Source organism: Pseudomonas sp. MPR-R2A5 (genome assembly GCF_058793055.1).
This window is the reverse complement of record NZ_JBXAFK010000030.1, coordinates 72,475-94,024: the sequence shown is the minus strand read 5'-3', so window position 1 is coordinate 94,024 and position 21,550 is coordinate 72,475. Positions and strand designations below refer to the sequence as shown.

The window sequence follows — 21,550 nt, the reverse complement described above, 5'->3', positions numbered from 1 at the left end:
CAGGCCGACCTGGTAAAAGCACGGCCTGCCTGACGGCAGGCCGTTACCGGCCCGCACACAAAATATCTGACAGTCCCGCCCCAATAGAACCCCCACGTTCCCTCAGGCAGAAATACGGTGTTTGGTTTTGGGGCTGCTGCGCAGCCCAACGCGGGGCAAGCCCGCTCGCCACAGGCAGTTTGCTCAACGCAGTAAGCCTGCCACAACGGGCTGCCTCGCCACAGGTTTTCGTCAGGCTTAGAATGCTCGTCTACTTACTGATCAGGTCCATTCGCCATGCTTCCTGAATGCCAGCTGTTCGGCACCCTGGGTTGCCATCTTTGTGAAATTGCCGAGGCCGAAATCATTCCGCTCGTCGAACACGGGTTGCTGGTCGAGTTGGTTGATATCACCGACCCCGAAGACCTGACCGACGCCTACGGCCTAAGGATTCCGGTGCTTCGACGGGTAGATACCGGAGCTGAACTGGATTGGCCTTTCGACACTGAGCAGGTTGTCGCCTTCCTGCGCTGACGTTTATGCGATGGCGAGTTTCCGAATATTACGTTACTGTATGTTTGTACAGCGATTGAATAGAGGGAACGCCCGTGGTGAATGTTGAACAACTGAAAAGCAGCGTCAATCGCATGTCCGCCGATGTCGTGCGCGACGCGGTGAACGAGCTGCGCCTCGACGGCCTGGTCACGGAAGGCAAGACGCCGTTTAACAAAGTGCATTTCAATACCTGCTTTGCGGAGATCGAGGCGTTGTTCCAGCGCGCCGGTTACCACAAGCAGCTGGATGTGGTGGGTTACCAGGGCTTGCTCTACGCGTTGTACGACCCCGGCCGCTGGGAGGCGGTGGACGTGCTGCGCTGGCTCAAGGAGTTCACCGAGGCGGCCAGTGCCTCGCCGATCCTGCGCGCGGAATTGGCCAAGGCCTGAGATCCGCCCTAGGCTTGATCCCGCTCCATGCGGGATAATGCCGGCCTGTTTTTCCAGGTTTCGAGCATCGGCATGTCCACTTCCGGTTTTTCCGCGTCCCAGCACCAAGCCAGCACTTTGTATTTGCCTCCCGGCTCTTGGGCGACGGTCCTGGAGTGCCTGTGCGGGCATTTCCCGGCGATCAGTCGTGAACATTGGCTGGACCGCATTGCGCGGGGTCGGGTGCTGGATATCAACGGCCGCCCGATTCCGCTGGACCTGGCCTACAAGGAAGGCCTGTGCATCTATTACTTCCGTGAAGTGCCCAACGAAAAAGTGATCCCGGTGCAGGAAACCATCCTGTATGCCGACGAGCACTTGGTGGTGGCCGACAAGCCGCATTTCCTGCCCGTGACCCCGGCCGGTGAATATGTCGAGCAAACCCTGTTGCGTCGCCTGATTCGCCGTCTGGATAACCCGTCGTTGGTGCCCCTGCATCGCATCGACCGGCATACGGCGGGGCTGGTGCTGTTCTCGGCCAATCCCCACAGCCGTTCGGCCTACCAGCAACTGTTCCCCACGCGCCGGATCGATAAATTCTACGAAGCCATCGCCCCGGCCTTGCCGAACCTGACCTTCCCCCTCGTGCATAAAAGCCGCCTGGTCGATGGCGAACCGTTCTTCCGCATGCAGGAAGGCGAGGGTGCCAGCAACACCGAAACGGCGGTTGAAGTGCGTGAAAAACACGGCGACTTATGGCGTTACGGCCTGTTCCCTGTGACCGGTAAGAAGCATCAGCTGCGCGTGCACATGACAGCGCTGGGGGCGAGTATCTGCAACGACCCGTTCTACCCAGAGGTGATCAAGGATGCCGTGGACGACTACGCCAACCCCTTGAAACTGCTGGCCCAGGGGGTGCGTTTTATCGACCCGGTCAGCGGTGAGGCGCGCAGTTTCCGCAGCCAGATCACCCTCCACTGGTAACCCCCGGAAACGACAAGGCCCGCACGCGGCGGGCCTTGGGTGCAAGCGCTGGGCTTACAGGTCTTTAACGGTGCGAACCTGGTCTTTGTTGATGCGGGTGCGCTTGCCGTCAAGCTGCTCGAATTCGTAGAAACCCGTATCTTCATTGTATTTCGGGGTGTCGACGGCCTGGATTTCGCGACCGTCATTCAGGGTGATCACTGTTGGCGAGGCGCAACCGGCAAGGGTAGCGAGGCCCAGTGCAAGCATGAGAGCGGCGATGGTCCGTTGAGTCATGAGTGTGTCTCCGAGAGAATTCTTTTTGAGTGCTGACTCTGTGACGTGTAAGGCGTCGACAAAGTTCCTTGTGCGAGGTTCATTCTGACACGCCAGGCTGCGTGTGTAACAGCGCGGGTGTGTTCAGGTTGGCCAGGCGCGGGTCATCGGGCGGGCAGTCCAGCCCCACGCCACCCAGTTGCAGGAAGAGCTTGCGCGGACTGCGCTCACCGGCTTGCCAACCCCGTTCTACCTCGGTTTGCAGGCTGGTCGGGATGATGCAGATCAAGGGTTCCCAGAACTCACCGTGACGCACCATCACCGGCAGCTGTGGATGCTGTTGTGCAATCCTACGCAGGTCGGCGAGCAGTTGGGCATCGAGGTGCGGGACATCGCACGGCAAAACCAGCAAATGTTCATGGCGTGCGGCGGCTAATCCCGCGCGGACGCCCGCCAGCGGCCCGGGAAAGTCCGGGCTGTCGTCATTCACCAGTTGGTCGGCGTAGGGCGCATACCGGTCCTGGTTGCGATTGCACGAGATGATCAGGTCGTCGGTCAGCGGCCGGACCAGACGCTGCAAGTGCGCGATCAACGGCGCGCCGTGCCATTGGAGCAGACCTTTGTCCTGGCCGCCCATGCGTTGGCCGCGGCCACCGGCCAGCAGCAGAATCGAACAGGGCAGGGGCGAAGAATCATCGGGCATGTGGGTTCCGCAGCGGCAGGTAAATGGGGGCCTGTGATATAACATCGGGCTGTTCCTTCGACAACCGGACCGTGCCATGAAAGCCAAGGCAGATGCGCCCTTCGTACCCCTGAATATCGCTGTACTGACCGTCAGCGACACCCGCACCCTGGACACCGACACGTCGGGCCAGGTGTTCGTCGACCGCCTGATCGCCGCCGGCCACCACCTTGCCGAACGCGTGCTGCTCAAGGACGACCTCTACAAGATCCGTGCCCAGGTCGCCCACTGGATCGCCGAAGACGTGGTGCAAGTGGTGTTGATCACCGGTGGCACTGGCTTCACCGGTCGCGACAGCACCCCGGAAGCCGTGAGCTGCCTGCTCGACAAACAGGTCGACGGCTTCGGTGAACTGTTCCGGCAGATCTCCGTGGCCGATATCGGCACCTCCACCGTGCAATCCCGCGCCCTGGCCGGCCTGGCCAATGGCACCCTGGTGTGCTGCCTGCCCGGCTCTACCAACGCCGTGCGCACCGGGTGGGACGGTATCCTCGCCGAGCAGTTGGACAACCGTCACCGCCCCTGCAACTTCGTGCCGCACCTCAAGCAGGCCGAACCCTGTGAATCCCGTGGATAAGCCGGGCAAGACCGGTGCCCTGATGCCGGTGGAAGACGCACTGCGGCAATTACTGGACATGGCTGAAGCGGCACCGATCCGCGAGCAGGAAGTATTGCCCCTGGCCGAGTGCGACGGTCGGGTATTGGCGCAAGACATGGTCTCGACCCTCGACCTGCCGCCCTGGCCCAACAGCGCCATGGACGGTTACGCCGTGCGCCTGGCGGACTGGACGGGAGATCCGCTGGTGGTGAGCCAGCGCATTTTCGCAGGGGCCGCGCCGCAGCCCTTGGCCCTGGGGACCTGTGCGCGCATCTTCACGGGAGCGCCAGTGCCCGAAGGCGCGGACTGCGTTGAGATGCAGGAAAACGCCGAGGTCCATGCCGATGAGCGCGTCAGCTTTACTCAGCCGCTGCACGTCGGCCAGAACATTCGCCCCCAGGGCCAGGAAACCACGGTGGGCGAACGGGTACTGTCCGCTGGCACACGCCTGGGCCCGATCGAACTGGGCCTGGCGGCGTCGCTGGGCCACGACTGCTTGAGCATCGTGCGCCGTGTGCGCGTCGGGGTGCTGTCCACCGGCGACGAATTGATCGAGCCGGGTTTGCCGTTGGGCCCAGGCCAGATCTACAACAGCAACCGCCGCGTGCTATGCAGCTGGCTCGAACGCCTGGGCTGCGATGTGATCGATGCCGGTATTCTTCCCGATGACCTGGAGCAGACGCGTACCCGCCTGGCGGGCCTGGGCCATGTCGACCTGATTCTGTCGACCGGCGGAGTGTCGGTGGGCGAGGCGGACTTCCTTGGCATCGCCTTGCGTGAAGAGGGTGAACTGGCCTTGTGGAAGCTGGCGATCAAGCCGGGCAAGCCGCTGACCTTTGGTCACTTCCGCGGCGTACCGGTGATCGGCCTGCCGGGCAACCCGGCATCGACCCTGGTGACCTTTGCCCTGTTGGCACGGCCTTACCTGTTGCGCTGCCAAGGTGTGGCAGAAGTTGAGCCGCTGCGTTTCGAAGTGCCTGCGGGCTTCACCTGGCCCAAGCCGGGCAACCGCCGCGAATACCTGCGCGGGCGCATCGAGCAGGGCCGGGCGATCATCTATCGCAACCAGAGCTCCGGCGTGCTGCGCAGCGCGGCGTGGGCGCAAGGGTTGGTGGAGGTGTTGGAGGGCACGACGCTGGAGATGGGTGATCGCGTCAATTTCATCCCCCTGAGCGAAGTCCTGAATTGACCTCAAGCTGAATGTCGACTTAGCGCTGTCGCGCAGTAAACATGGACCCCCTGTGGTGAACGGGCTTGCTGTGGCGAGCGGGCTTGCCCCGCGTTGGGCTGCGCAGCAGCCCTAAAACCAGGCACCGCGGTGTGTCAGTTAAAAGCACATCGCCTGTAATGGGGCCGCTTCGCGCCCCAACGCGGGGCAAGCCCGCTCGCCACAACAAACCCGTTCACCACAGCAAGCCCGCTCGTCACAACAAGTCCACTGGCCACAACAAGTCCGCTGGCCACAAAGATGCGTACATTCAGTAATCGTCGCCACGCTCGGTCACATCCCGCTCCACGGGCCCGGCATCCGGGTCGTACCCCACCGGAAACTTGCCCTTCAACGTCCAGGCAAACGCAATGATCTCGGCGATCGTGCGGTACAACTCCTCCGGGATACTGTCCCCCAGTTCCATGCGCGCGAGCAGCTTGACCAGCTCTGCGTTTTCATAGATCGGCACTTCATTTTCCCGCGCCAACTTGAGTATCGCTTCGGCCAGGGCATCGTCGCCCTTGGCGGTCAGGGTCGGCGCTTGCTGGCCGTCGTATTTGAGCGCAATTGCCTGGCGCGGCGGGTTGGAGTTTTTCATGCGGTTTCATCCACCCAGCGTTGTTCCAACCCGGTTTTTGGCCCGCGGGGTGGCGTGCCCAGGTGGCAATCCAGATCGCCGACGTTGAGCCCCGATGACACCAGGCGCTCGCGCAGGCTGCCCAGGTGGCTCTCGATCAGGCTGGCGGTGAAGGGGCGCGAGGCCCACAACTGGCTGGACAGCTTGCCTTGGGTCAGTTGCGCCTGGACCTGCAACGGCCCCAGCGGCTCCATATCGAAGGCCAATTCGACGCGCCAGAGCATCTGCTTGGGGTCCTTTTTGTCTTTACGTTCAGGCTGTTCCTTGTCCGGCGTCGGCTCTTCACGCTGGAACTTGACCTGCAACGGCACGATGTCTTGCAACGTGCGCATGGGGATTTCCAGTTGCCAGGTGGTTTGCAGCCGGCCATCGGCAGTGGTACCAGTTTGCTCCAGACTCGACAGCTGGTGGCTCTGCAGGCGCGAGATCGCCCCGGCGGCCAGGCGCAGCAGGTTTTCCAAGTCGCCTTCACCCTCCAGCTTTGCCATGAGCCGTTCGGGCAGCGGGAAACTGGCGGGTATTTGTCGGGCGCTGACCTGGCCCAGGGTGTTCAGCGGGCTACGCACAAAGTTCGGTAAGACCTGGGCCAGGGTGTTGGCAGCGAGGATGGCACTCAAGTTGGTGCTGGCCGGCAGGGCCGGTACCAGGTCGGCGACCAGGCGCAGCAGCGCGCCCTTCATATCCAGCGGCGGTGCCTGCGGGTTTTGCCCCGCGAGTAATTTGGCTTCGAGAAAGGCCCCGCTGTTCTGGATCACCTGCGCCAGCACCTTGGGGTTGCTGACCTGCGCCAGGTCGGGCAACGCGGCCAGCAAACGCTCGGCGGCCGCGCGCAGGTCGGCCGAGGTGCTGTCACTTTTCGGCAGGTTTTGCAGCGCGGTGAACACCACATCCAGCGAGCCCTGGCGACTTTGCTGGGTGGCGAGTTGCTGGGTGACCGCCAATTGATCCTTGAGCCCGCTCAACGGCACGAAGTTCAGGGTTTGCGCGTTCTGCACCACGGCGCTGAGCAAACTGCCCACGCGCAGGGGTTGCGGGCTTTCCACGGTCAGCGTCGCGCCAGCCAAGGCGTTATTGAGCACGGTCACCAGCGATCGATAGATCGCCGGCTGCGTGGTGCCCTGGGGCAGGGCCTGGGTGGTCAGCACCTTGGCCTGCAGCAGGGTGCCTTCCGGCAGCTTGGACGTATCGATACGGGTCAGTGCGGCGACATTGGCGCTCAAGGCTTGTTGCAGGCTGATGGCCAGGTTGCCGGCCGGGGTCTGGCTGACCGATACGTTAGTGCCCAGCGGCAAGGGCTGCGGGCTGCTGGCCTGCACCAGGGTCTGGCGGCCACCGTCCAGGGTCAATTTGAGCAACAGCTGAAACGCCTCGCCCCCTTGTTTCAGGGCGAGAACCTCGGCGTTCACGGTTTTACCCGGATCGATCAGCCCGATTTGCGGCTCCAGCAGTTTGAGCAAGGCACCTGGGGCAGGCGCGGGGCTTTGCCCGGCCACTGGGGCGGGAGGAAGCGTAGGAAGGTTGATCTCACCGGTCATCGCGCGCGTCGTCTCTGGGAAATTGCCCTCTTTAGCGTAGGGCATCGCATGTATAATGCCGCCCGTCTGCAAAGAGAGCGGTAAAAACCTCACAACTATTTGATCCAGCTCTCTAAAATCGGTCGCCAAAGCCGTTATTGTGCTTCTTTCTATAACTGCCGCTGCACCGCCGACTTGAACCGTAAAGGCCCGCGATCTCTTGACCAGCCCTCTTCTTGAAGCCGTAGCGCTTGCCTGTGAACGCGACCTGCGCCTGCTGTTCGAACACCTCGAATTGCGTCTGGCGGGCGGTGACATGGTGCAGATCAGCGGCCCCAATGGCAGCGGCAAGACCAGCCTGTTACGCCTGCTGGCCGGGCTGATGCAGCCGACGGCCGGTGAAGTCCGGCTCAATGGCAAGCCGTTGAACGAACAGCGCACCGAGCTGGCCCGCAACCTGGTCTGGATCGGCCACGCCGCCGGTATCAAGGACGTGCTCAGCGCCGAAGAAAACCTCAGCTGGCTCAGCGCCCTGCATCACCCTGCCTCCCGCGATGCCATCTGGCAGGCCCTGGCCGCAGTCGGCCTCAAGGGCTTTGAAGACGTTCCCTGTCACACCCTGTCCGCTGGCCAACAGCGTCGCGTGGCCCTGGCGCGCTTGTACCTGCCGGGCCCGCCGTTGTGGATTCTCGACGAACCGTTCACCGCCCTCGATAAACAAGGCGTCGCCCAGCTCGAAGAGCATCTGGCCCGTCACTGCGAGCAGGGCGGCATGGTGGTGCTGACCACCCACCACACGCTGGTGCGTATGCCCGCCGGCTACCGTGACCTTGACCTGGGCCGGTGGTCGCTATGAGTGTGTTCGCCCTGCTGGTCGCACGCGAAGCGCGGTTGTTGTGCCGCCGCCCGGCGGAACTGGCCAACCCGCTGGTGTTCTTCGCGATTGTGATCGCATTGTTCCCGTTGGCCGTCGGCCCCGAGACTAAACTGTTGCAAACCTTGTCGCCGGGGCTGGTGTGGGTGGCGGCGCTTTTATCCGTCCTGCTCTCGCTGGATGGGCTGTTTCGCAGTGATTTCGAAGACGGTTCCCTCGAACAGTGGGTCCTTTCGTCGCACCCCCTGCCACTTCTGGTACTGGCCAAGGTACTGGCACACTGGGCTTTTTCCGGCCTGGCGCTGGTGCTGCTCTCGCCGTTGCTGGCGATGATGCTAGGGTTGCCCACTGAGTGCCTGCCGGTGTTGCTGCTTTCCTTGTTGCTCGGCACGCCGACCCTCAGCCTGTTGGGGGCGGTAGGCGCGGCGCTGACGGTAGGTTTGAAGCGCGGAGGCCTGTTGCTGGCGCTGTTGATTCTGCCGTTGTATATCCCGGTGTTGATCCTGGGCAGCGGCGCTTTGCAAGCCGCGCTCATGGGCATGCCGGCGACCGGTTACCTGCTGTGGCTGGGTAGCCTGACCGTCCTGGCGGTAACCCTGACACCCTTTGCTATAGCGGCCGGCCTGAAGATCAGCGTCGGCGAATAATGAGGTCTGGCCAAGCGTTCTAAACCTTAGCCAGTAAAGACCCTGAGCTTCCCGTGACGACGGGCAGCAACCGTGATGGAAACAGCAATGAACTGGACCTGGTTTCACAAGCTCGGCTCGCCTAAGTGGTTTTACGGCATCAGCGGCAAGCTGCTGCCGTGGTTGAGCGTCGCCGCCATTTTGCTGATCGGCATCGGCCTGGTCTGGGGCCTGGCCTTCGCGCCGCCGGACTACCAGCAAGGCAACAGCTTTCGCATCATCTATATCCATGTGCCCACCGCGATGCTGGCCCAATCCTGCTACGTGATGCTGGCGGTGTGCGGCATCGTCGGCCTGGTGTGGAAGATGAAGCTGGCGGACGTCGCCCTGCAATGCGCCGCACCCATCGGCGCGTGGATGACCGCCGTGGCGCTGGTCACGGGCGCGATCTGGGGCAAACCCACCTGGGGGTCGTGGTGGGTGTGGGATGCACGACTAACGTCCATGTTGATCCTGCTGTTCCTGTACTTCGGTCTGATTGCCCTGGGCAACGCGATCAGCAATCGTGACAGCGCCGCCAAGGCCTGCGCGGTGCTGGCGATTGTCGGCGTGATCAATATCCCGATCATCAAATACTCGGTGGAGTGGTGGAACACCCTGCACCAGGGCGCCACCTTCACCCTCACCGAAAAACCGGCCATGCCCGTGGAAATGTGGGCACCGCTGCTGCTGATGGTGCTGGGGTTCTACTGCTTCTTCGGCGCCGTGCTGCTGATGCGCATGCGCCTCGAAGTGCTCAAGCGTGAAGCCCGCACCACGTGGGTCAAGGCCGAAGTGCAAGCCAGCCTGGGAGCGCGTGGATGAGTTTTGCTTCTTTCAGTGATTTTCTCGCCATGGGCCACCATGGCCTGTATGTCTGGACGGCCTATGGCATCTGCCTGGCGGTGCTGGCCCTCAACGTCGCCGCGCCGATCCTGGCTCGCAAGCGTTACCTGCAACAAGAGGCGCGTCGTCTGCGCCGGGAGACCGAAAAGTGAATCCGCTGCGTAGAAAGCGTCTGTTGATCATCCTTGCCATCCTGGTGGGCGTCGGCATTGCCGTCGGCCTGGCCTTGAGTGCCCTGCAACAGAACATCAACCTGTTCTACACCCCGACCCAGATCGCCAATGGCGAAGCCCCGCAGGACACGCGCATCCGCGCCGGCGGCATGGTGGAGAAGGGCTCGCTCAAACGCTCCGGTGATTCCCTTGACGTCACCTTCGTGGTCACCGACTTCAACAAGGCCGTGACCATCACCTATCGCGGCATCCTCCCGGACCTGTTCCGCGAAGGCCAGGGCATTGTCGCCCTGGGCAAGCTCAACGCCGACGGCGTGGTGGTGGCCGATGAAGTGCTGGCCAAGCACGACGAGAAGTACATGCCGCCCGAGGTCACCAAGGCGTTGAAAGACAGCGGCCAACCCGCTCCAGCACCCGTCAAGGAGGGCTAAGTGATGACGTCCGCACTGTTTATTCCAGAGTTGGGCCAGTTGGCGATGATTCTCGCCCTGTGCTTTGCCATCGTGCAGGCCGTGGTGCCGTTGCTCGGCGCCTGGCGCGGCGATCGCCTGTGGATGAGCCTGGCGCAGCCGGCCGCCTGGGGCCAATGTGCATTCCTGGTCTTCGCGTTCGGCTGCCTGACCTACGCCTTTATGACCGACGACTTTTCTGTCGCCTACGTGGCCAATAACTCCAACAGCGCCTTGCCCTGGTACTACAAATTCAGCGCCGTGTGGGGCGCCCACGAAGGGTCGTTGCTGCTGTGGGCCTTGATTCTCGGCGGCTGGACGTTCGCCGTGTCGATCTTCTCGCGGCAATTGCCACAAGTGATGCTGGCGCGGGTGCTGGCGGTGATGGGCATGATCAGCATCGGCTTCCTGCTGTTCCTGATCATGACCTCCAACCCGTTTACCCGCATCCTGCCGCAGATCCCGGCGGACGGGCATGACCTCAACCCGTTGTTGCAGGACATCGGCCTGATCGTGCATCCCCCGATGCTCTACATGGGGTACGTGGGTTTCTCGGTGGCTTTTGCCTTCGCCATTGCCGCCTTGCTCGGCGGGCGCCTGGATGCGGCCTGGGCGCGCTGGTCGCGGCCCTGGACCATCGTGGCCTGGGCCTTCCTCGGCATTGGCATCACCCTCGGCTCCTGGTGGGCCTACTACGAGCTCGGCTGGGGCGGCTGGTGGTTCTGGGACCCGGTGGAAAACGCCTCGTTCATGCCGTGGCTGGTGGGCACCGCGCTGATTCACTCCCTGGCCGTTACCGAAAAGCGTGGCGTGTTCAAGAGCTGGACCGTGTTGCTGGCCATCGCGGCATTTTCCCTTAGCCTGCTCGGCACCTTCCTTGTGCGTTCGGGCGTACTGACTTCGGTGCATGCGTTCGCGTCTGATCCTGCGCGCGGCGTGTTTATCCTGATCTTCCTGCTGTGTGTGGTGGGGGGCTCACTGACCCTGTTCGCCCTGCGCGCGCCCGTGGTCAAGAGCCAGGTGGGCTTTAACCTGTGGTCGCGGGAAACCCTGTTGCTGGGCAATAACCTGGTGCTGGTGGTGGCCGCCTCGATGATCCTGCTCGGCACCCTGTACCCGCTGGTGCTGGATGCGCTGAGCGGCGCCAAGCTGTCCGTCGGCCCGCCGTACTTCAACGCGTTGTTTATCCCGTTGATGGGCCTGTTGATGGTGGTGATGGCGGTCGGCGTGCTGGTGCGCTGGAAAGACACCCCGGTCAAATGGCTGGCGGGCATGCTGATGCCAGTGCTGCTGGGCAGCGTCGCCTTGGCGGTGATCGCCGGAATCGCCTATGGCGATTTCAACTGGGCGGTATTGGCCACCTTCCTGCTCGCCGCCTGGGTGTTGCTGGCCGGTGTGCGCGATATTGTCGACAAGACCCGGCACAAGGGCCTGATCAATGGCCTGCCGACCCTGACCCGCAGCTACTGGGGCATGCAGATCGCCCACATCGGCATCGCCGTGTGCGCCCTGGGCGTCGTGCTCTCCAGCCAGAACAGCGCCGAGCGCGACCTGCGCCTGGCACCGGGCGAGTCCATGGACCTGGCCGGTTATCACTTCATCTTCGAAGGCGCCAAGCACTTCGAAGGGCCGAACTTCACCTCCGACAAAGGCACCATCCGCGTGGTGCGCAACGGTAAGGAAGTGGCCGTGCTGCACCCGGAAAAACGCTTGTATACCGTGCAGAGCTCGATGATGACCGAAGCCGGGATCGACGCCGGTTTCACCCGTGACCTCTATGTCGCCCTGGGTGAGCCACTGGGTGATGGCGCCTGGGCGGTGCGCGTGCATGTCAAACCGTTCGTGCGCTGGATCTGGTTCGGTGGGTTGATCACGGCGGTCGGTGGTTTGCTCGCGGCGCTGGACCGGCGCTATCGGGTCAAGGTCAAGAGCCGGGTGCGTGAAGCCCTCGGTCTGCAAGGAGCGGCGGTATGAAGCGTTGGTTGATGGTCGTGCCGCTGGCGGTGTTCCTGCTGATGGCGGTGTTCCTGTATCGCGGGTTGTACCTGAACCCGGCCGAGTTGCCCTCGGCCATGATCGGCAAGCCGTTCCCTGCCTTCAACCTGCCGACGGTACAGGGCGATAAAACCCTGACCCAGGCCGACCTGCTGGGCAAACCGGCGCTGGTCAACGTGTGGGGCACCTGGTGCATCTCCTGCCGCGTCGAACACCCGGTGCTGAACAAGCTCGCCGAGAAGGGGGTGGTGATCTACGGCATCAACTACAAGGACGACAACGCGGCGGCCTTGAAATGGCTGGCCGAGTTCCACAACCCATACCAGTTGGATATCCGCGATGAAGACGGCAACCTCGGTTTGAACCTCGGGGTCTACGGTGCCCCGGAAACCTTCTTTATCGACGCCAAGGGTGTGATTCGCGACAAATACGTCGGCGTGATCGACGAGGTGGTGTGGCGTGAGCAACTGGCCGCCAAGTACCAGGCACTGGTCGACGAGGCCAAGCCATGAAGCGTCTGTTAGCCGCTGCCGTACTGGCGCTGGGCTTGGCCGGTGTGGCCCATGCCGCCATCGACACGTACGAATTTGCCAAGGACGCTGACCGCGAACGTTTCCGCGAATTGACCAAGGAACTGCGCTGCCCCAAGTGCCAGAACCAGGACATTGCCGATTCCAACGCGCCGATCGCCGCCGACCTGCGCAAAGAGATCTTCCGCATGCTGGGGGAGGGCAAGGACAACCAGCAGATCATCGACTTCATGGTCGACCGCTACGGTGATTTCGTGCGCTACAAACCGGCCCTCACCGGCAAGACCGCGCTGCTCTGGTTCGGCCCCGCCGGGCTGCTGCTGACCGGGGTGGTCGTCATGGCCGTGATTGTCCGCCGTCGCCGCGCCGCGCCTACCGATGGCTCCGACGCGCTATCCCCCGAAGAGCGTAAACGCCTCGACCAATTGCTGGACACCAAGACTGATGATTGATTTCTGGCTCGCAGCCGGGTTGCTGCTTCTGATTGCCCTGAGTTTCCTGTTGATCCCTGTGTTGCGCGGCCGCCGTGCCCAGCGTGAAGAGGACCGCACCGCGCTGAACGTGGCGCTCTACCAAGAACGCGTGGCCGAGCTGCAAGTGCAGCAGGACGAAGGCGTACTCAACGCCGCGCAACTCGACACCGGCCGCGCCGAAGCTGCCCGCGAGCTGCTGGCCGACACCGAAGGCGTGGAAAAACCCCGCGAGTCGCGCCTGGGCAAACCCTTGCCATTGTTGGCGGCGTTCCTGGTGCCGGTGCTGGGCGTTGTGCTTTACCTGCATTATGGCGCCAGCGACAAGGTCGAACTGACTCGCGAATTCTCCCAGCCGCCGGTGTCCATGCAAGACATGACCCGCCGCCTGGAACGCGCTGCCGCCGCGCAACCGGACTCTGCCGAAGGCCTGTACTTCCTCGGGCGTGCCTACATGGCACAAGACCGTTCGGCCGATGCCGCCAAAGTCTTCGAGCGCACCGTGGCCCTGGCCGGGCGCCAGCCTGAGCTGTTGGGGCAATGGGCCCAGGCCCAGTACTTCGCCGACAACAAACAGTGGTCGCCCAAAATCCAGGCCCTGACCGACGAAGCCCTGAAGCTGGACCCCAAGGAAGTCACCAGCCTCGGCCTGCTCGGTATTGCCGCGTTTGAAGGCCAGCGCTATCAGGAAGCGATCGACTACTGGAGCCGCCTGCTGGCCCAACTGCCCCCGGAAGATAATTCCCGTGTCGCCCTGCAAGGCGGGATTGACCGTGCGGCAGAGAAGCTGAAAGAGAGCGGTGGCAGCGTCGCCCAAGCGCCTAAGGCGACGCTGAAAGTTCGCGTGGATCTGTCCGCCGACGTGAAGGCCAAATCCCTGCCGGGCGACAGCGTTTTCATCTTCGCCCGCGCGGTCTCTGGCCCGCCGGCGCCTTTGGCGGCCAAGCGCGTGACCGTCGCCGACTTGCCCGTCACCGTCGAACTGGGCGATGCCGACGCGATGATGCCGCAGTTGAAACTGTCCAACTTCCCCGAAGTCCAACTGGTTGCGCGCATATCCCGGGCCGGTCAACCGACCACAGGCGAATGGATCGGCCGCAGCCAACCCCTGGCCAGCAGCACCACTGCGCTGCAGCAGCTGACCATCGACAGTCCGGACCAGTAATTCGAGGAAACGCCTATGACCGCATTTGCACGTATCACCTTGCTCAGCCTGGTACTGGGGCTGAGCGCTTGTGCGGTCCACCGACCTCCCGCGCCCACCGGCCCGACCATCCCCCCGGGCCCATCGACCCAGCCGAGCACCAGGCCCTCCGGCCCGGTGACCCCGGCACCGAAACCTGTGCCAACCTCGTCACCCACCTTCGCCCCGCCCCCCGGCGCCGCCAGCCACTGGGACGGCAAGATGCAGGTATACGTACTGGACGACCAGCCTGACACCTTCTACCGCCAGCGCACCTACTACCGCTGGAGCAACGGCTGGAGCCGCTCCATCAGCCCGAACGGGCCTTGGGAAGACACCGACGTGCACGGCGTGCCGCCGGGGTTGAGCAGGCAGTACGCCCAATGACAAAAGGCGACCTTCGGGTAATGCCAGTCATTACCCTGTAACTGTGCCGAGCGTGCTGGCTGTGCTGAGCGTGCTTGTTGTGGCGAGCGGGCTTGCCCGCGTTGGGCTGCGAAGCAGCCCCAAAACCTGGCGATTTAATATGCCTGGAGAAACGCGGTGGCCTTATTGGGGCCGCTTCGCAGCCCAACGCGGGGCAAGCCCGCTCGCCACAACAAGCCCGCTCGCCACAGGTTACTCTTTGTTCGTTCTATCTCTTGACTGACTGGCATCAGGGTTTAGATCTGCGCGCTATCAAGCCACGGCGCGGTGAGGTGATCGAACGCCACCCGAAATCTGTGTAGGGCCGGTCCTAACGATGAGGCGGCATAGGAAAGAACGAGCCGTACGCAGATTGGGCGCCGGGGGATGGAAACCCGGCAGGGGCATGCCCTCCTGCGTACAGCTCGCTCGACATCATGCGTGCCCGATCCAGGGCGAGCCGTAGGAAAAGTCTTGTTTTGCCCCGGCCCAGGCTATATCGGCGGATGTGCCGGCATTCCCTCGCTGCTGGGTCGGTATGGAATCGAGCGCTTTCGTCCAATGATGGCCGCGTCGAACGTGATGCGCGGCGGGGCGTACTCGGGTAGTGTGGCCACCTCCGGCCTGGCGACCCAACGGTTGCTGGATAGACTTTCCAGTGATGACGACGCGAGCAGCCGACGGCAAGCCCAGAGCTGTAAAGGCGTCCTGTAGTGCAACACATATGGCGACAAGCAAAGAGGGTGTTTTCATGGCAGGCAGGTTGATCTATCTCATCGGGCCATCGGGTTCGGGCAAGGACAGCCTGCTGGATGCGGCACGACCCCGCTTGGCCGAGCGCGGCTGCCGCTTGGTGCGCCGCGTGATTACCCGTTCGGCGGAAGCCGTGGGCGAGGCCGCGCAAGGGGTAAGCCCCGAACAGTTTGCCGCGATGGAGGCCGAGGGCGCGTTTGCCCTGAGCTGGCAGGCCAATGGGCTGTCCTACGGGATTCCCAGGCAAATTGACGAGTGGCTGGCGGCGGGGGAGGACGTGTTGGTCAATGGCTCCCGTGCGCACCTGGCGCAAACCCGTGAGCGCTACCCGACGTTGCTGGTGTTGTTGCTGACGGTTGACCAGGTCGTGTTGCGCCAGCGCCTGATTGCGCGTGGGCGTGAGTCTTTGCCAGATATTGAAGAACGCCTGGCGCGCAATGCGCGGTTCACCGCGCAACTGATCGCCGGCAATGAGGCAGGACTGTTTGTGCTGGATAACTCCGGCCCATTGGAGCACACCGTCGAGCGTCTGCTGTGCTGCCTCGACCAAGGGCACTCGGCGTGTGCTTGACCCTGCTGGGCCGGTAACGCGCGGCAAATCCCGGTCGAGTGCGCCGGCGCGTACCGGGGGTTTTCAGGGTGTGCCCCATGCCGACCCTTACGACTATTACGCACGTTTGCGCCGCGTCGACGAGCTGCTATTCGACACCGACCTCCGGATGTGGATCGCCAGCCGCACCAGGAGCGTCGAGGCAGTGCTGGCACATCCTGATAGTGGTTGAATGGACCTATCCCACGGTTCAAGCGTGCAGTGCCAAGCCAATAACCCTTCCACATATTCCACAAACGCCCGCGCCTTGGCGCTCGTCATCCTGCCTGTGGGGAACACCGCCCATAGATCCCGTGCGCATCCCAAGAAGGATCTGCCGCTGGGCACCGTCAGAAGCATCAGGAAACGCGCCGGGCTGTTTCAGTTTTAAGGAGAGCATTCATGCAATACCCAATCTGTATCGAATGGGGCGATGACTTCACCGCTACCGGTATCCAGATCCCCGATATTCCAGGCGCCGTCACTGCCGGGGACAGTTTTGAAGAGGCGTACAACGCTGCTGTGGAGGTCGCGCACATCCGGCTGCAGGAGATCGCCGCAGAGGGTGGGGTGATTCCGATGCCCACGTCGGTGGCCGATCATTACGCCCACGCAGACTATGCGGGGATGGGCTGGGGGATGCTGGAGTTGGACATCTCGCCCTATCTGGGCAAGACCGAGAAGGTCAATGTGACCTTGCCCGGCTATGTCATCCAGCGCATCGACCGGTATGTGCGCGAGCACAAGGTCAAAAGCCGCTCGTCATTTCTGGCGGACGCGGCTTTGGAGAAGTTGGTGCGCTCTTAGGCGGTGGCGACCGCCGCCTGCCGCGATGCACTGAGGAAGCGCAGTAACGCCAGCAACGGAAACGCGCTGCCCACCAGCATCACGCCCAGCCAGCCACCGTGTTCGTACACGCTGCTGGCAATCGCCGAACCGAAGGCGCCGCCGATGAAAATGCTGGTCATGTACAGCGCGTTCAGGCGGCTGCGGCTGTTGGCGTCAAGGGCGTAGATGGCGCGTTGGCCGAGGACCATGTTCATCTGTACGCAGAAGTCCAGGACCACGCCGGTCACCGCCAGGCCGATCACGCTGTACAGCGGGTGGACGAAGGCCGGCAGGAAGCTCAACACCGCAAAGATCATGGCCAGCAGCGAAGCGCGGTGGGTGTGGCCGGCATCGGCCAGGCGCCCGGCGATGGGGGCGGCGATGGCACCGATGGCGCCGACCAGGGCGAAGATCGCAATCTGGGTCTGGCTCAGGCCGTGGTTGCGCACCAACTCCAGCGGCGCGGCGGTCCAGAACAGGCTGAAGGTGGCGAACATGCAGCCTTGATAAAAGGCGCGTTGGCGCAGCAGCGGTTGATCACGCAGCAAGGTGCCGAGGGAGCGCAGCAGTTGGCCGTAACTGGCGGAGTGATCCGGTTGACGCTTGGGGATGGTCAGCATCAGCACCACGCTGATAAACGCCATCAACGCTGCCGCCGCCATGAACATCGCCCGCCAGCCAAAATGATCCGCCACCACGCTGGACACCGGCCGTGCCAGCAGGATGCCCAGCAGCAGGCCGCCCATGATGCTGCCCACCACCCGTCCCCGCGACTCGGCCGGCGCCAGGTGCGCGGCCAATGGGATCAGGATCTGCACCGACACCGAACTGAAGCCGATCAGCAGCGACACCAGCAGGAACAAGTTCGGCTGCTGGGTGAACGCCGCGCCCAACAGGCTGGCAATGGCTACCACGGTGGTGGCGATCATCAGCTTGCGGTTCTCCAGCAAGTCACCCAGGGGGACCAGGAAAAACAGGCCCAGGGCGTAGCCGATTTGCGTCAGCGATACGATCAGGCTGGCCATCGCCGGCGTCAGGCCGATGTCCGGTGCGATGAGTTCGATGATCGGTTGTGCATAGTAGATATTGGCGACGATGGCGCCGCAGCAAAACGCAAACAGCATCACCATCCCGCGGGTCATGGTGCTTGCAGCGTGTGAGGTAGCGTTCATGGTGTTCTCATAAAAGCGAAGGAAGATGGCGAGCGAGAATAAAGACAAGGCCCGGCGGGCAGTAGGCCGTTTGTGGTGATAACACTCATGCCGGGCATTAATGACTGAAACGTTAATTTTCGGGTCGAAGGGCAATGATACATTCAGTCATAACTGCCGAAACAGGAAATCCAGTGCCATGAAGATCACGCTGAACAAGATGCTCCTGGCGTCAAGCCTGGCCGCCGCGATGGCCGTCGGCCTCGCCCACGCCGCGGAGGCGCCGCGGGTAGGCGTGCGCGGCGCCATCACCGCGATGGACGGCGACGCCATGCACGTCAAGGTCAACAGTGGTGAAGAGGTGACTGTGCACCTGACCCAGGCCACCCAGGTCCGCGCCGTGACCCTGGCCAAGATCGATGAGATCAAACCGGGCAGCTACATCGGCTCGGCCGCCATGCCCAACGCCGACGGCACCCTGACCGCCCTGGAAGTCCACGTGTTCCCACCGGCGATGGCCGGCACGGGTGACGGGCATCGGGCGTTCGACCTGAAGGAAGGCAGCAGCATGACCAACGGCACCGTCGGCGACCTGGTCGTCAGTAACGGGCGCACATTGACGGTGAAGTACAAGGGCGGCGAGCAGAAGATTGTGGTGCCGGAGGATGTGCCGATCGTCAACCTGGAGCCAGGAGACCGTAGCTTGCTTAAACCGGGGGTCAAGGTGGTGTTGTTCGCGGCACAGGGCAAGGACGGAACGATCACGGCCCAGGCGATTTCCGCCGGCAAGGATGGCGTGACACCGCCGATGTAACACCAACCACAAAACTAAATGTGGGAGGGGGCTTGCCCCCGATGGCGGAGTGTCAGTCGACAGATGTCTCACTGATGCACTGCCATCGGGGGCAAGCCCCCTCCCACATGTTTACCGCGTTTCTTCAGTTATTGACCGGAATAGATCTGGTCGAACACCCCACCATCATTGAAGTGGGTCTTCTGCACGGTACGCCAGTCACCAAAAGTCTTCTCCACCGACAGGAAGTCGACTTTCGGGAAGCGGTCGGTGTACTTGGCCAGCACCTTCGGGTCACGTGGGCGCAGGTAGTTGTTGGCCGCGATTTCCTGGCCTTCTGGCGACCACAGGTACTTCAGGTAATCTTCAGCGGCCACGCGGGTGCCTTTTTTCTCGACCACTTTGTCGACCACGGACACCGGCGGCTCGGCCTCGGCGGAGACGCTTGGGTAGATCACTTCGAATTGATCACGGCCGAATTCACGGGCGATCATTTCCGCTTCGTTTTCAAAGGTCACCAGCACGTCGCCGATCTGGTTGGTCATGAACGTGGTGGTGGCTGCACGGCCGCCGGTATCCAGCACTGGCGCTTGCTTGAACAGCTTGCCGACAAACGCCTTGGCCTTCTCTTCATCACCGCCGTTCTTGAGCACATAACTCCAGGCCGACAGGTAGGTGTAGCGGCCGTTACCCGAGGTTTTCGGGTTGGGCACGATCACTTGCACGCCCTCCTTGAGCAGGTCAGGCCAGTCTTTCAGGGCTTTGGGGTTGCCCTTGCGCACGATAAACACGGTGGCGGAGGTGAACGGCGCGCTGTTGTTCGGCAGGCGCGTTACCCAGTTGTCCGGTACCAGCTTGCCGTTGTCGACCAGGGCGTTGATGTCAGTGGCCATATTCATGGTGATCACGTCAGCCGGCAGGCCGTCGATCACCGAGCGCGCTTGTTTGCTGGAACCGCCGAAGGACATCTGCAACGTCAGCTTGTCGTTCGGGTGCTCGGCTTCCCAGTGCTTCTGGAAGGCGGCGTTGTAGTCCTTGTAGAAGTCGCGCATCACGTCATAGGAGACGTTGAGCAGGGTGACCGGTGCAGCCTGGACGGCGCCCACCAGGGCAAGGCCGGCGGCCAGGAGAGAGGCGCTAACGAATTTTTTCACTGCTCATTCCTTGTTGTTCGAGAAGAGGGGGAGGCACATTGCCAGCGACTATAGCTGGGGCGGCATAGTCGTTTAAAGATTAAAAAGAACTTTGCTTATTCCACTTTCTTAAAAAGATTGCTGCCGCAGCGCGAGCAAAATGCTGCGTTGGGCTCGTGGCTGTCCTTCTTGCACACCGGGCAGTCGGTGTGCAGTTGCTCGCCGCGCATGGCACTGGCCAGCTCCGCGGTAAAAATACCCGTGGGCACGGCAATGATTGAGTAACCGGTGATCATCACCAGCGAGGAAATCACCTGGCCCAGCGGTGTCTTTGGCACGATATCGCCGAAGCCCACGGTGGTCAGGGTCACGATCGCCCAATAGATGCCTTTGGGGATACTGGTAAAGCCGTGTTCCGGGCCTTCGATCACGTACATCAAGGTGCCGAACACCGTCACCAGGGTGCACACGCTCACCAGGAACACCACAATCTTCTGCTTGCTGCCGCGCAGCGCCGCCATCAGGTAGTTGGCCTGCTTGAGGTAGGGGCTGAGCTTGAGCACGCGGAAAATCCGCAGCATGCGGATGATGCGGATGATCAGCAGGTACTGCGCGTCGCTGTAATACAGCGCAAGGATGCCGGGCACGATGGCGAGCAAATCCACCAGCCCGTAAAAGCTGAAGGCGTAGCGCAACGGCTTGGGCGAGCAGTACAGGCGCAACCCATACTCGATCAGGAAGATCAGCGTAAAGCCCCATTCAATGTAGGCCAGCACATCGGCGTAGTTCTGGTGGATCTGGTCGATGCTGTCGAGCATCACGATCACCAGGCTGGCGAGGATGATCAACAGCAGGATGCCGTCGAAGCGCCGTCCGGCGACGGTGTCGCTCTGAAAAACCATGACGTAGAGTCGCTGGCGCCAGTCGTTGTTGCTGTCCATAAAGCCCGCCTGAATCGAATATCGAGCAAGCCTAGGGGGATTCAAAGGGGCTGTCCATGCGCGGTTTCCGAAGCACGCGAAGGCTGGCGCGCACCAGCCAGCAGGCGAGGATGAACGGCGCGGTCAGCGCTGGCAGGTGCAGGGCGGCAAAGCCGGGCGTGAGGATGATGGCCAGCAGGATGCCAAGCAGCGGCAGCCACGCTTGGCAACGTACCTGGCTGAGCGCCAACGCCGCCAGCGCGGGGTTGTAGCTGTGCAGGCCGAGCAGGGCGCTGGTGGGCTCCTTCAGCCACAGCGCAAGCAGCACGCCGGCACTGGTGCCGGTCAAGGCCCATATCGCGGAGCGTCGATTCGCCAGCCACAGGCCGAGGGCAATCAGGGCGCCGGCCTGGGGCTGATCCAACAGCATGATTTGCGCGAGCCCGGTCAACGGCGCGGCGCTGAGGGAAACGATGTCGGGTTGGGCCGGGGTAAGCGTGCTCGCGGGGACTGTTCCCAGCAGCAACCAACCCAGGCCGACAAAAGGCGCGGTATAGGCCGGCAAGTCATCGGGCTGGCTGGCGCGTTTCAACCATTGCCGCATCAGGATCGCACTCAAGCCGCCGCACGCCAGGATCAACGGTGGCAGCACGGCCGTCCAGGCGAACTGCTGACTGATCAACACGCCCACTAACACGCCGTTGTAGCTATAAAGCCCGGCCTGGCGCTCAGCCTTGGGATAACCGCGACGCTGGGCCGTGAGCAAGCCCGCCACGCCACCCAGCAGCGCGCCACCGAGCAAAGCCGGGGCGCCGACCAGGATCGCCAGCAGGCACAGCAGGCCGCACAGCGGATGGCGTTGCAGGACAATCTGGCTGAAGCCGTTGAGCAGGGCTTCGGCCCAGTCGGGGCAGGTTGGGTTGGGCATGGTGGGTATTCAGTGGGACCGAG

Annotated in this window: 27 protein-coding genes and 2 pseudogenes; 20 read left to right on the top strand and 9 right to left on the bottom strand. The window is 62.7% G+C overall.

Features of this window, described 5'->3' with window-relative positions; all coding sequences use genetic code 11:
• Positions 1–276 precede the first annotated feature (276 nt).
• The 3 genes from AC1Q6I_RS21110 to AC1Q6I_RS21100 all read left to right on the top strand — a co-directional run bounded on the left by AC1Q6I_RS21110 (position 277) and on the right by AC1Q6I_RS21100 (position 1,886).
• On the top strand, positions 277–513 hold the full coding sequence (locus tag AC1Q6I_RS21110) for a glutaredoxin family protein (RefSeq protein ID WP_024074254.1): 237 nt from the start codon (positions 277–279) through the stop codon (positions 511–513).
• 74 nt (positions 514–587) lie between these two features.
• Positions 588–923 carry a hypothetical protein gene (locus tag AC1Q6I_RS21105; RefSeq protein WP_010565034.1) on the top strand — a complete coding sequence of 112 codons (336 nt, stop codon included), beginning with the start codon at positions 588–590 and terminating at the stop codon, positions 921–923.
• A gap of 72 nt (positions 924–995) precedes the next feature.
• Positions 996–1,886 (top strand): pseudouridine synthase, encoded by an 891-nt coding sequence (locus AC1Q6I_RS21100; protein ID WP_069077378.1) that lies wholly within the window; start codon positions 996–998, stop codon positions 1,884–1,886.
• Positions 1,887–1,940: 54 nt separating this feature from the next.
• On the opposite strand, the gene AC1Q6I_RS21095 is transcribed toward AC1Q6I_RS21100, so the two are convergent.
• Positions 1,941–2,162 (bottom strand): YgdI/YgdR family lipoprotein, encoded by a 222-nt coding sequence (locus AC1Q6I_RS21095; RefSeq protein WP_024074256.1) that lies wholly within the window; start codon positions 2,160–2,162, stop codon positions 1,941–1,943.
• A gap of 79 nt (positions 2,163–2,241) precedes the next feature.
• Positions 2,242–2,844: a molybdenum cofactor guanylyltransferase MobA gene (gene mobA, locus AC1Q6I_RS21090; RefSeq protein ID WP_024074257.1), complete on the bottom strand. Its 603-nt coding sequence runs from the start codon at positions 2,842–2,844 to the stop codon at positions 2,242–2,244.
• Between the two features lie 76 nt (positions 2,845–2,920).
• Here mobA and moaB point away from each other — a divergent pair, with 76 nt between their 5' ends.
• Positions 2,921–3,460 (top strand): molybdenum cofactor biosynthesis protein B, encoded by a 540-nt coding sequence (gene moaB, locus AC1Q6I_RS21085; protein WP_024074258.1) that lies wholly within the window; start codon positions 2,921–2,923, stop codon positions 3,458–3,460.
• Complete coding sequence (locus AC1Q6I_RS21080) at positions 3,444–4,670, top strand: molybdopterin molybdotransferase MoeA (RefSeq protein WP_102625561.1); 1,227 nt, start codon at positions 3,444–3,446, stop codon at positions 4,668–4,670. The genes moaB and AC1Q6I_RS21080 overlap by 17 nt, the downstream gene beginning before the upstream one ends.
• Before the next feature lie 289 nt (positions 4,671–4,959).
• Here the strand turns inward: AC1Q6I_RS21080 and AC1Q6I_RS21075 are convergent, their stop codons facing one another.
• On the bottom strand, positions 4,960–5,289 hold the full coding sequence (locus AC1Q6I_RS21075; protein WP_024074260.1) for an EscU/YscU/HrcU family type III secretion system export apparatus switch protein: 330 nt from the start codon (positions 5,287–5,289) through the stop codon (positions 4,960–4,962).
• Positions 5,286–6,863 (bottom strand): flagellar hook-length control protein FliK, encoded by a 1,578-nt coding sequence (gene fliK / locus AC1Q6I_RS21070; RefSeq protein WP_102625560.1) that lies wholly within the window; start codon positions 6,861–6,863, stop codon positions 5,286–5,288. Before fliK ends, AC1Q6I_RS21075 begins: the two co-directional genes overlap by 4 nt.
• Before the next feature lie 199 nt (positions 6,864–7,062).
• Between fliK and ccmA the strand changes: the two genes are divergently transcribed.
• The 12 genes from ccmA to phnN all read left to right on the top strand — a co-directional run bounded on the left by ccmA (position 7,063) and on the right by phnN (position 15,756).
• Positions 7,063–7,698, top strand: coding sequence for a cytochrome c biogenesis heme-transporting ATPase CcmA (gene ccmA, locus AC1Q6I_RS21065; protein WP_024074262.1), 636 nt, complete (start codon positions 7,063–7,065; stop codon positions 7,696–7,698).
• Complete coding sequence (gene ccmB / locus AC1Q6I_RS21060; protein WP_102625559.1) at positions 7,695–8,363, top strand: heme exporter protein CcmB; 669 nt, start codon at positions 7,695–7,697, stop codon at positions 8,361–8,363. Before ccmA ends, ccmB begins: the two co-directional genes overlap by 4 nt.
• 87 nt (positions 8,364–8,450) lie before the next feature.
• Positions 8,451–9,206: a heme ABC transporter permease gene (locus tag AC1Q6I_RS21055; protein WP_024074264.1), complete on the top strand. Its 756-nt coding sequence runs from the start codon at positions 8,451–8,453 to the stop codon at positions 9,204–9,206.
• Positions 9,203–9,379, top strand: a complete 177-nt coding sequence (gene ccmD, locus AC1Q6I_RS21050) for a heme exporter protein CcmD (protein WP_003172771.1) — start codon at positions 9,203–9,205, stop codon at positions 9,377–9,379. Before AC1Q6I_RS21055 ends, ccmD begins: the two co-directional genes overlap by 4 nt.
• Positions 9,376–9,831, top strand: a complete 456-nt coding sequence (gene ccmE, locus AC1Q6I_RS21045; RefSeq protein ID WP_024074265.1) for a cytochrome c maturation protein CcmE — start codon at positions 9,376–9,378, stop codon at positions 9,829–9,831. The genes ccmD and ccmE overlap by 4 nt, the downstream gene beginning before the upstream one ends.
• A gap of 3 nt (positions 9,832–9,834) precedes the next feature.
• On the top strand, positions 9,835–11,823 hold the full coding sequence (locus AC1Q6I_RS21040) for a heme lyase CcmF/NrfE family subunit (protein ID WP_024074266.1): 1,989 nt from the start codon (positions 9,835–9,837) through the stop codon (positions 11,821–11,823).
• Positions 11,820–12,356, top strand: a complete 537-nt coding sequence (locus tag AC1Q6I_RS21035; RefSeq protein WP_102625558.1) for a DsbE family thiol:disulfide interchange protein — start codon at positions 11,820–11,822, stop codon at positions 12,354–12,356. Before AC1Q6I_RS21040 ends, AC1Q6I_RS21035 begins: the two co-directional genes overlap by 4 nt.
• Positions 12,353–12,826, top strand: a complete 474-nt coding sequence (locus AC1Q6I_RS21030; RefSeq protein WP_024074268.1) for a cytochrome c-type biogenesis protein — start codon at positions 12,353–12,355, stop codon at positions 12,824–12,826. The genes AC1Q6I_RS21035 and AC1Q6I_RS21030 overlap by 4 nt, the downstream gene beginning before the upstream one ends.
• A complete protein-coding gene (gene ccmI / locus AC1Q6I_RS21025; protein WP_102625557.1) occupies positions 12,819–14,009 on the top strand; it encodes a c-type cytochrome biogenesis protein CcmI in 1,191 nt (396 codons plus the stop codon). The genes AC1Q6I_RS21030 and ccmI overlap by 8 nt, the downstream gene beginning before the upstream one ends.
• Before the next feature lie 15 nt (positions 14,010–14,024).
• Positions 14,025–14,414: a hypothetical protein gene (locus tag AC1Q6I_RS21020; RefSeq protein ID WP_024074270.1), complete on the top strand. Its 390-nt coding sequence runs from the start codon at positions 14,025–14,027 to the stop codon at positions 14,412–14,414.
• A gap of 492 nt (positions 14,415–14,906) precedes the next feature.
• Positions 14,907–15,146: a hypothetical protein gene (locus tag AC1Q6I_RS21015; RefSeq protein WP_146015752.1), complete on the top strand. Its 240-nt coding sequence runs from the start codon at positions 14,907–14,909 to the stop codon at positions 15,144–15,146.
• A 37-nt stretch (positions 15,147–15,183) separates the two neighbouring features.
• A complete protein-coding gene (gene phnN, locus AC1Q6I_RS21010) occupies positions 15,184–15,756 on the top strand; it encodes a phosphonate metabolism protein/1,5-bisphosphokinase (PRPP-forming) PhnN (protein ID WP_024074272.1) in 573 nt (190 codons plus the stop codon).
• 96 nt (positions 15,757–15,852) lie between these two features.
• Here the strand turns inward: phnN and AC1Q6I_RS21005 are convergent.
• Positions 15,853–16,089: pseudogene (locus AC1Q6I_RS21005) on the bottom strand (hypothetical protein); the annotation flags it as partial.
• Between the two features lie 4 nt (positions 16,090–16,093).
• Between AC1Q6I_RS21005 and AC1Q6I_RS21000 the strand changes: the two are divergent.
• Positions 16,094–16,165, top strand: a pseudogene (locus AC1Q6I_RS21000) (type II toxin-antitoxin system HicA family toxin); the annotation flags it as partial.
• 11 nt (positions 16,166–16,176) lie between these two features.
• Positions 16,177–16,581 (top strand): type II toxin-antitoxin system HicB family antitoxin, encoded by a 405-nt coding sequence (locus AC1Q6I_RS20995; protein WP_069075574.1) that lies wholly within the window; start codon positions 16,177–16,179, stop codon positions 16,579–16,581.
• Here the strand turns inward: AC1Q6I_RS20995 and AC1Q6I_RS20990 are convergent.
• Positions 16,578–17,774 (bottom strand): MFS transporter, encoded by a 1,197-nt coding sequence (locus AC1Q6I_RS20990; protein ID WP_102624097.1) that lies wholly within the window; start codon positions 17,772–17,774, stop codon positions 16,578–16,580. The genes AC1Q6I_RS20995 and AC1Q6I_RS20990 overlap by 4 nt on opposite strands.
• A gap of 178 nt (positions 17,775–17,952) precedes the next feature.
• Between AC1Q6I_RS20990 and AC1Q6I_RS20985 the strand changes: the two genes are divergently transcribed.
• The gene (locus AC1Q6I_RS20985) at positions 17,953–18,567 is read left to right on the top strand and encodes a DUF5666 domain-containing protein (protein WP_024074274.1); all 615 of its coding nucleotides are present in this window, start codon (positions 17,953–17,955) and stop codon (positions 18,565–18,567) included.
• A gap of 128 nt (positions 18,568–18,695) precedes the next feature.
• On the opposite strand, the gene AC1Q6I_RS20980 is transcribed toward AC1Q6I_RS20985, so the two are convergent.
• The 3 genes from AC1Q6I_RS20980 to AC1Q6I_RS20970 all read right to left on the bottom strand — a co-directional run bounded on the left by AC1Q6I_RS20980 (position 18,696) and on the right by AC1Q6I_RS20970 (position 21,527).
• Positions 18,696–19,700, bottom strand: coding sequence for a sulfate ABC transporter substrate-binding protein (locus AC1Q6I_RS20980; RefSeq protein ID WP_102624098.1), 1,005 nt, complete (start codon positions 19,698–19,700; stop codon positions 18,696–18,698).
• Between the two features lie 95 nt (positions 19,701–19,795).
• The gene (locus AC1Q6I_RS20975) at positions 19,796–20,620 is read right to left on the bottom strand and encodes an ion transporter (RefSeq protein ID WP_024074276.1); all 825 of its coding nucleotides are present in this window, start codon (positions 20,618–20,620) and stop codon (positions 19,796–19,798) included.
• 31 nt (positions 20,621–20,651) lie between these two features.
• Positions 20,652–21,527: an urea transporter gene (locus AC1Q6I_RS20970; protein WP_102624099.1), complete on the bottom strand. Its 876-nt coding sequence runs from the start codon at positions 21,525–21,527 to the stop codon at positions 20,652–20,654.
• Between the last annotated feature and the right edge of the window lie 23 nt (positions 21,528–21,550).

Excerpts from the sequence above, each read along its gene's own strand:
- AC1Q6I_RS21110 (WP_024074254.1), top strand. The coding sequence starts at position 277 with ATGCTTCCTGAATGCCAGCTGTTCGGCACCCTGGGTTGCCATCTTTGT.
- AC1Q6I_RS21100 (WP_069077378.1), top strand. The coding sequence starts at position 996 with ATGTCCACTTCCGGTTTTTCCGCGTCCCAGCACCAAGCCAGCACTTTG.
- AC1Q6I_RS21095 (WP_024074256.1), bottom strand. The coding sequence starts at position 2,162 with ATGACTCAACGGACCATCGCCGCTCTCATGCTTGCACTGGGCCTCGCT.
- mobA (WP_024074257.1), bottom strand. The coding sequence starts at position 2,844 with ATGCCCGATGATTCTTCGCCCCTGCCCTGTTCGATTCTGCTGCTGGCC.
- moaB (WP_024074258.1), top strand. The coding sequence starts at position 2,921 with ATGAAAGCCAAGGCAGATGCGCCCTTCGTACCCCTGAATATCGCTGTA.
- AC1Q6I_RS21075 (WP_024074260.1), bottom strand. The coding sequence starts at position 5,289 with ATGAAAAACTCCAACCCGCCGCGCCAGGCAATTGCGCTCAAATACGAC.
- fliK (WP_102625560.1), bottom strand. The coding sequence starts at position 6,863 with ATGACCGGTGAGATCAACCTTCCTACGCTTCCTCCCGCCCCAGTGGCC.
- ccmB (WP_102625559.1), top strand. The coding sequence starts at position 7,695 with ATGAGTGTGTTCGCCCTGCTGGTCGCACGCGAAGCGCGGTTGTTGTGC.
- AC1Q6I_RS21055 (WP_024074264.1), top strand. The coding sequence starts at position 8,451 with ATGAACTGGACCTGGTTTCACAAGCTCGGCTCGCCTAAGTGGTTTTAC.
- ccmD (WP_003172771.1), top strand. The coding sequence starts at position 9,203 with ATGAGTTTTGCTTCTTTCAGTGATTTTCTCGCCATGGGCCACCATGGC.
- AC1Q6I_RS21040 (WP_024074266.1), top strand. The coding sequence starts at position 9,835 with ATGACGTCCGCACTGTTTATTCCAGAGTTGGGCCAGTTGGCGATGATT.
- AC1Q6I_RS21035 (WP_102625558.1), top strand. The coding sequence starts at position 11,820 with ATGAAGCGTTGGTTGATGGTCGTGCCGCTGGCGGTGTTCCTGCTGATG.
- AC1Q6I_RS21030 (WP_024074268.1), top strand. The coding sequence starts at position 12,353 with ATGAAGCGTCTGTTAGCCGCTGCCGTACTGGCGCTGGGCTTGGCCGGT.
- ccmI (WP_102625557.1), top strand. The coding sequence starts at position 12,819 with ATGATTGATTTCTGGCTCGCAGCCGGGTTGCTGCTTCTGATTGCCCTG.
- AC1Q6I_RS21020 (WP_024074270.1), top strand. The coding sequence starts at position 14,025 with ATGACCGCATTTGCACGTATCACCTTGCTCAGCCTGGTACTGGGGCTG.
- phnN (WP_024074272.1), top strand. The coding sequence starts at position 15,184 with ATGGCAGGCAGGTTGATCTATCTCATCGGGCCATCGGGTTCGGGCAAG.
- AC1Q6I_RS20995 (WP_069075574.1), top strand. The coding sequence starts at position 16,177 with ATGCAATACCCAATCTGTATCGAATGGGGCGATGACTTCACCGCTACC.
- AC1Q6I_RS20990 (WP_102624097.1), bottom strand. The coding sequence starts at position 17,774 with ATGAACGCTACCTCACACGCTGCAAGCACCATGACCCGCGGGATGGTG.
- AC1Q6I_RS20985 (WP_024074274.1), top strand. The coding sequence starts at position 17,953 with ATGAAGATCACGCTGAACAAGATGCTCCTGGCGTCAAGCCTGGCCGCC.
- AC1Q6I_RS20975 (WP_024074276.1), bottom strand. The coding sequence starts at position 20,620 with ATGGACAGCAACAACGACTGGCGCCAGCGACTCTACGTCATGGTTTTT.
- AC1Q6I_RS20970 (WP_102624099.1), bottom strand. The coding sequence starts at position 21,527 with ATGCCCAACCCAACCTGCCCCGACTGGGCCGAAGCCCTGCTCAACGGC.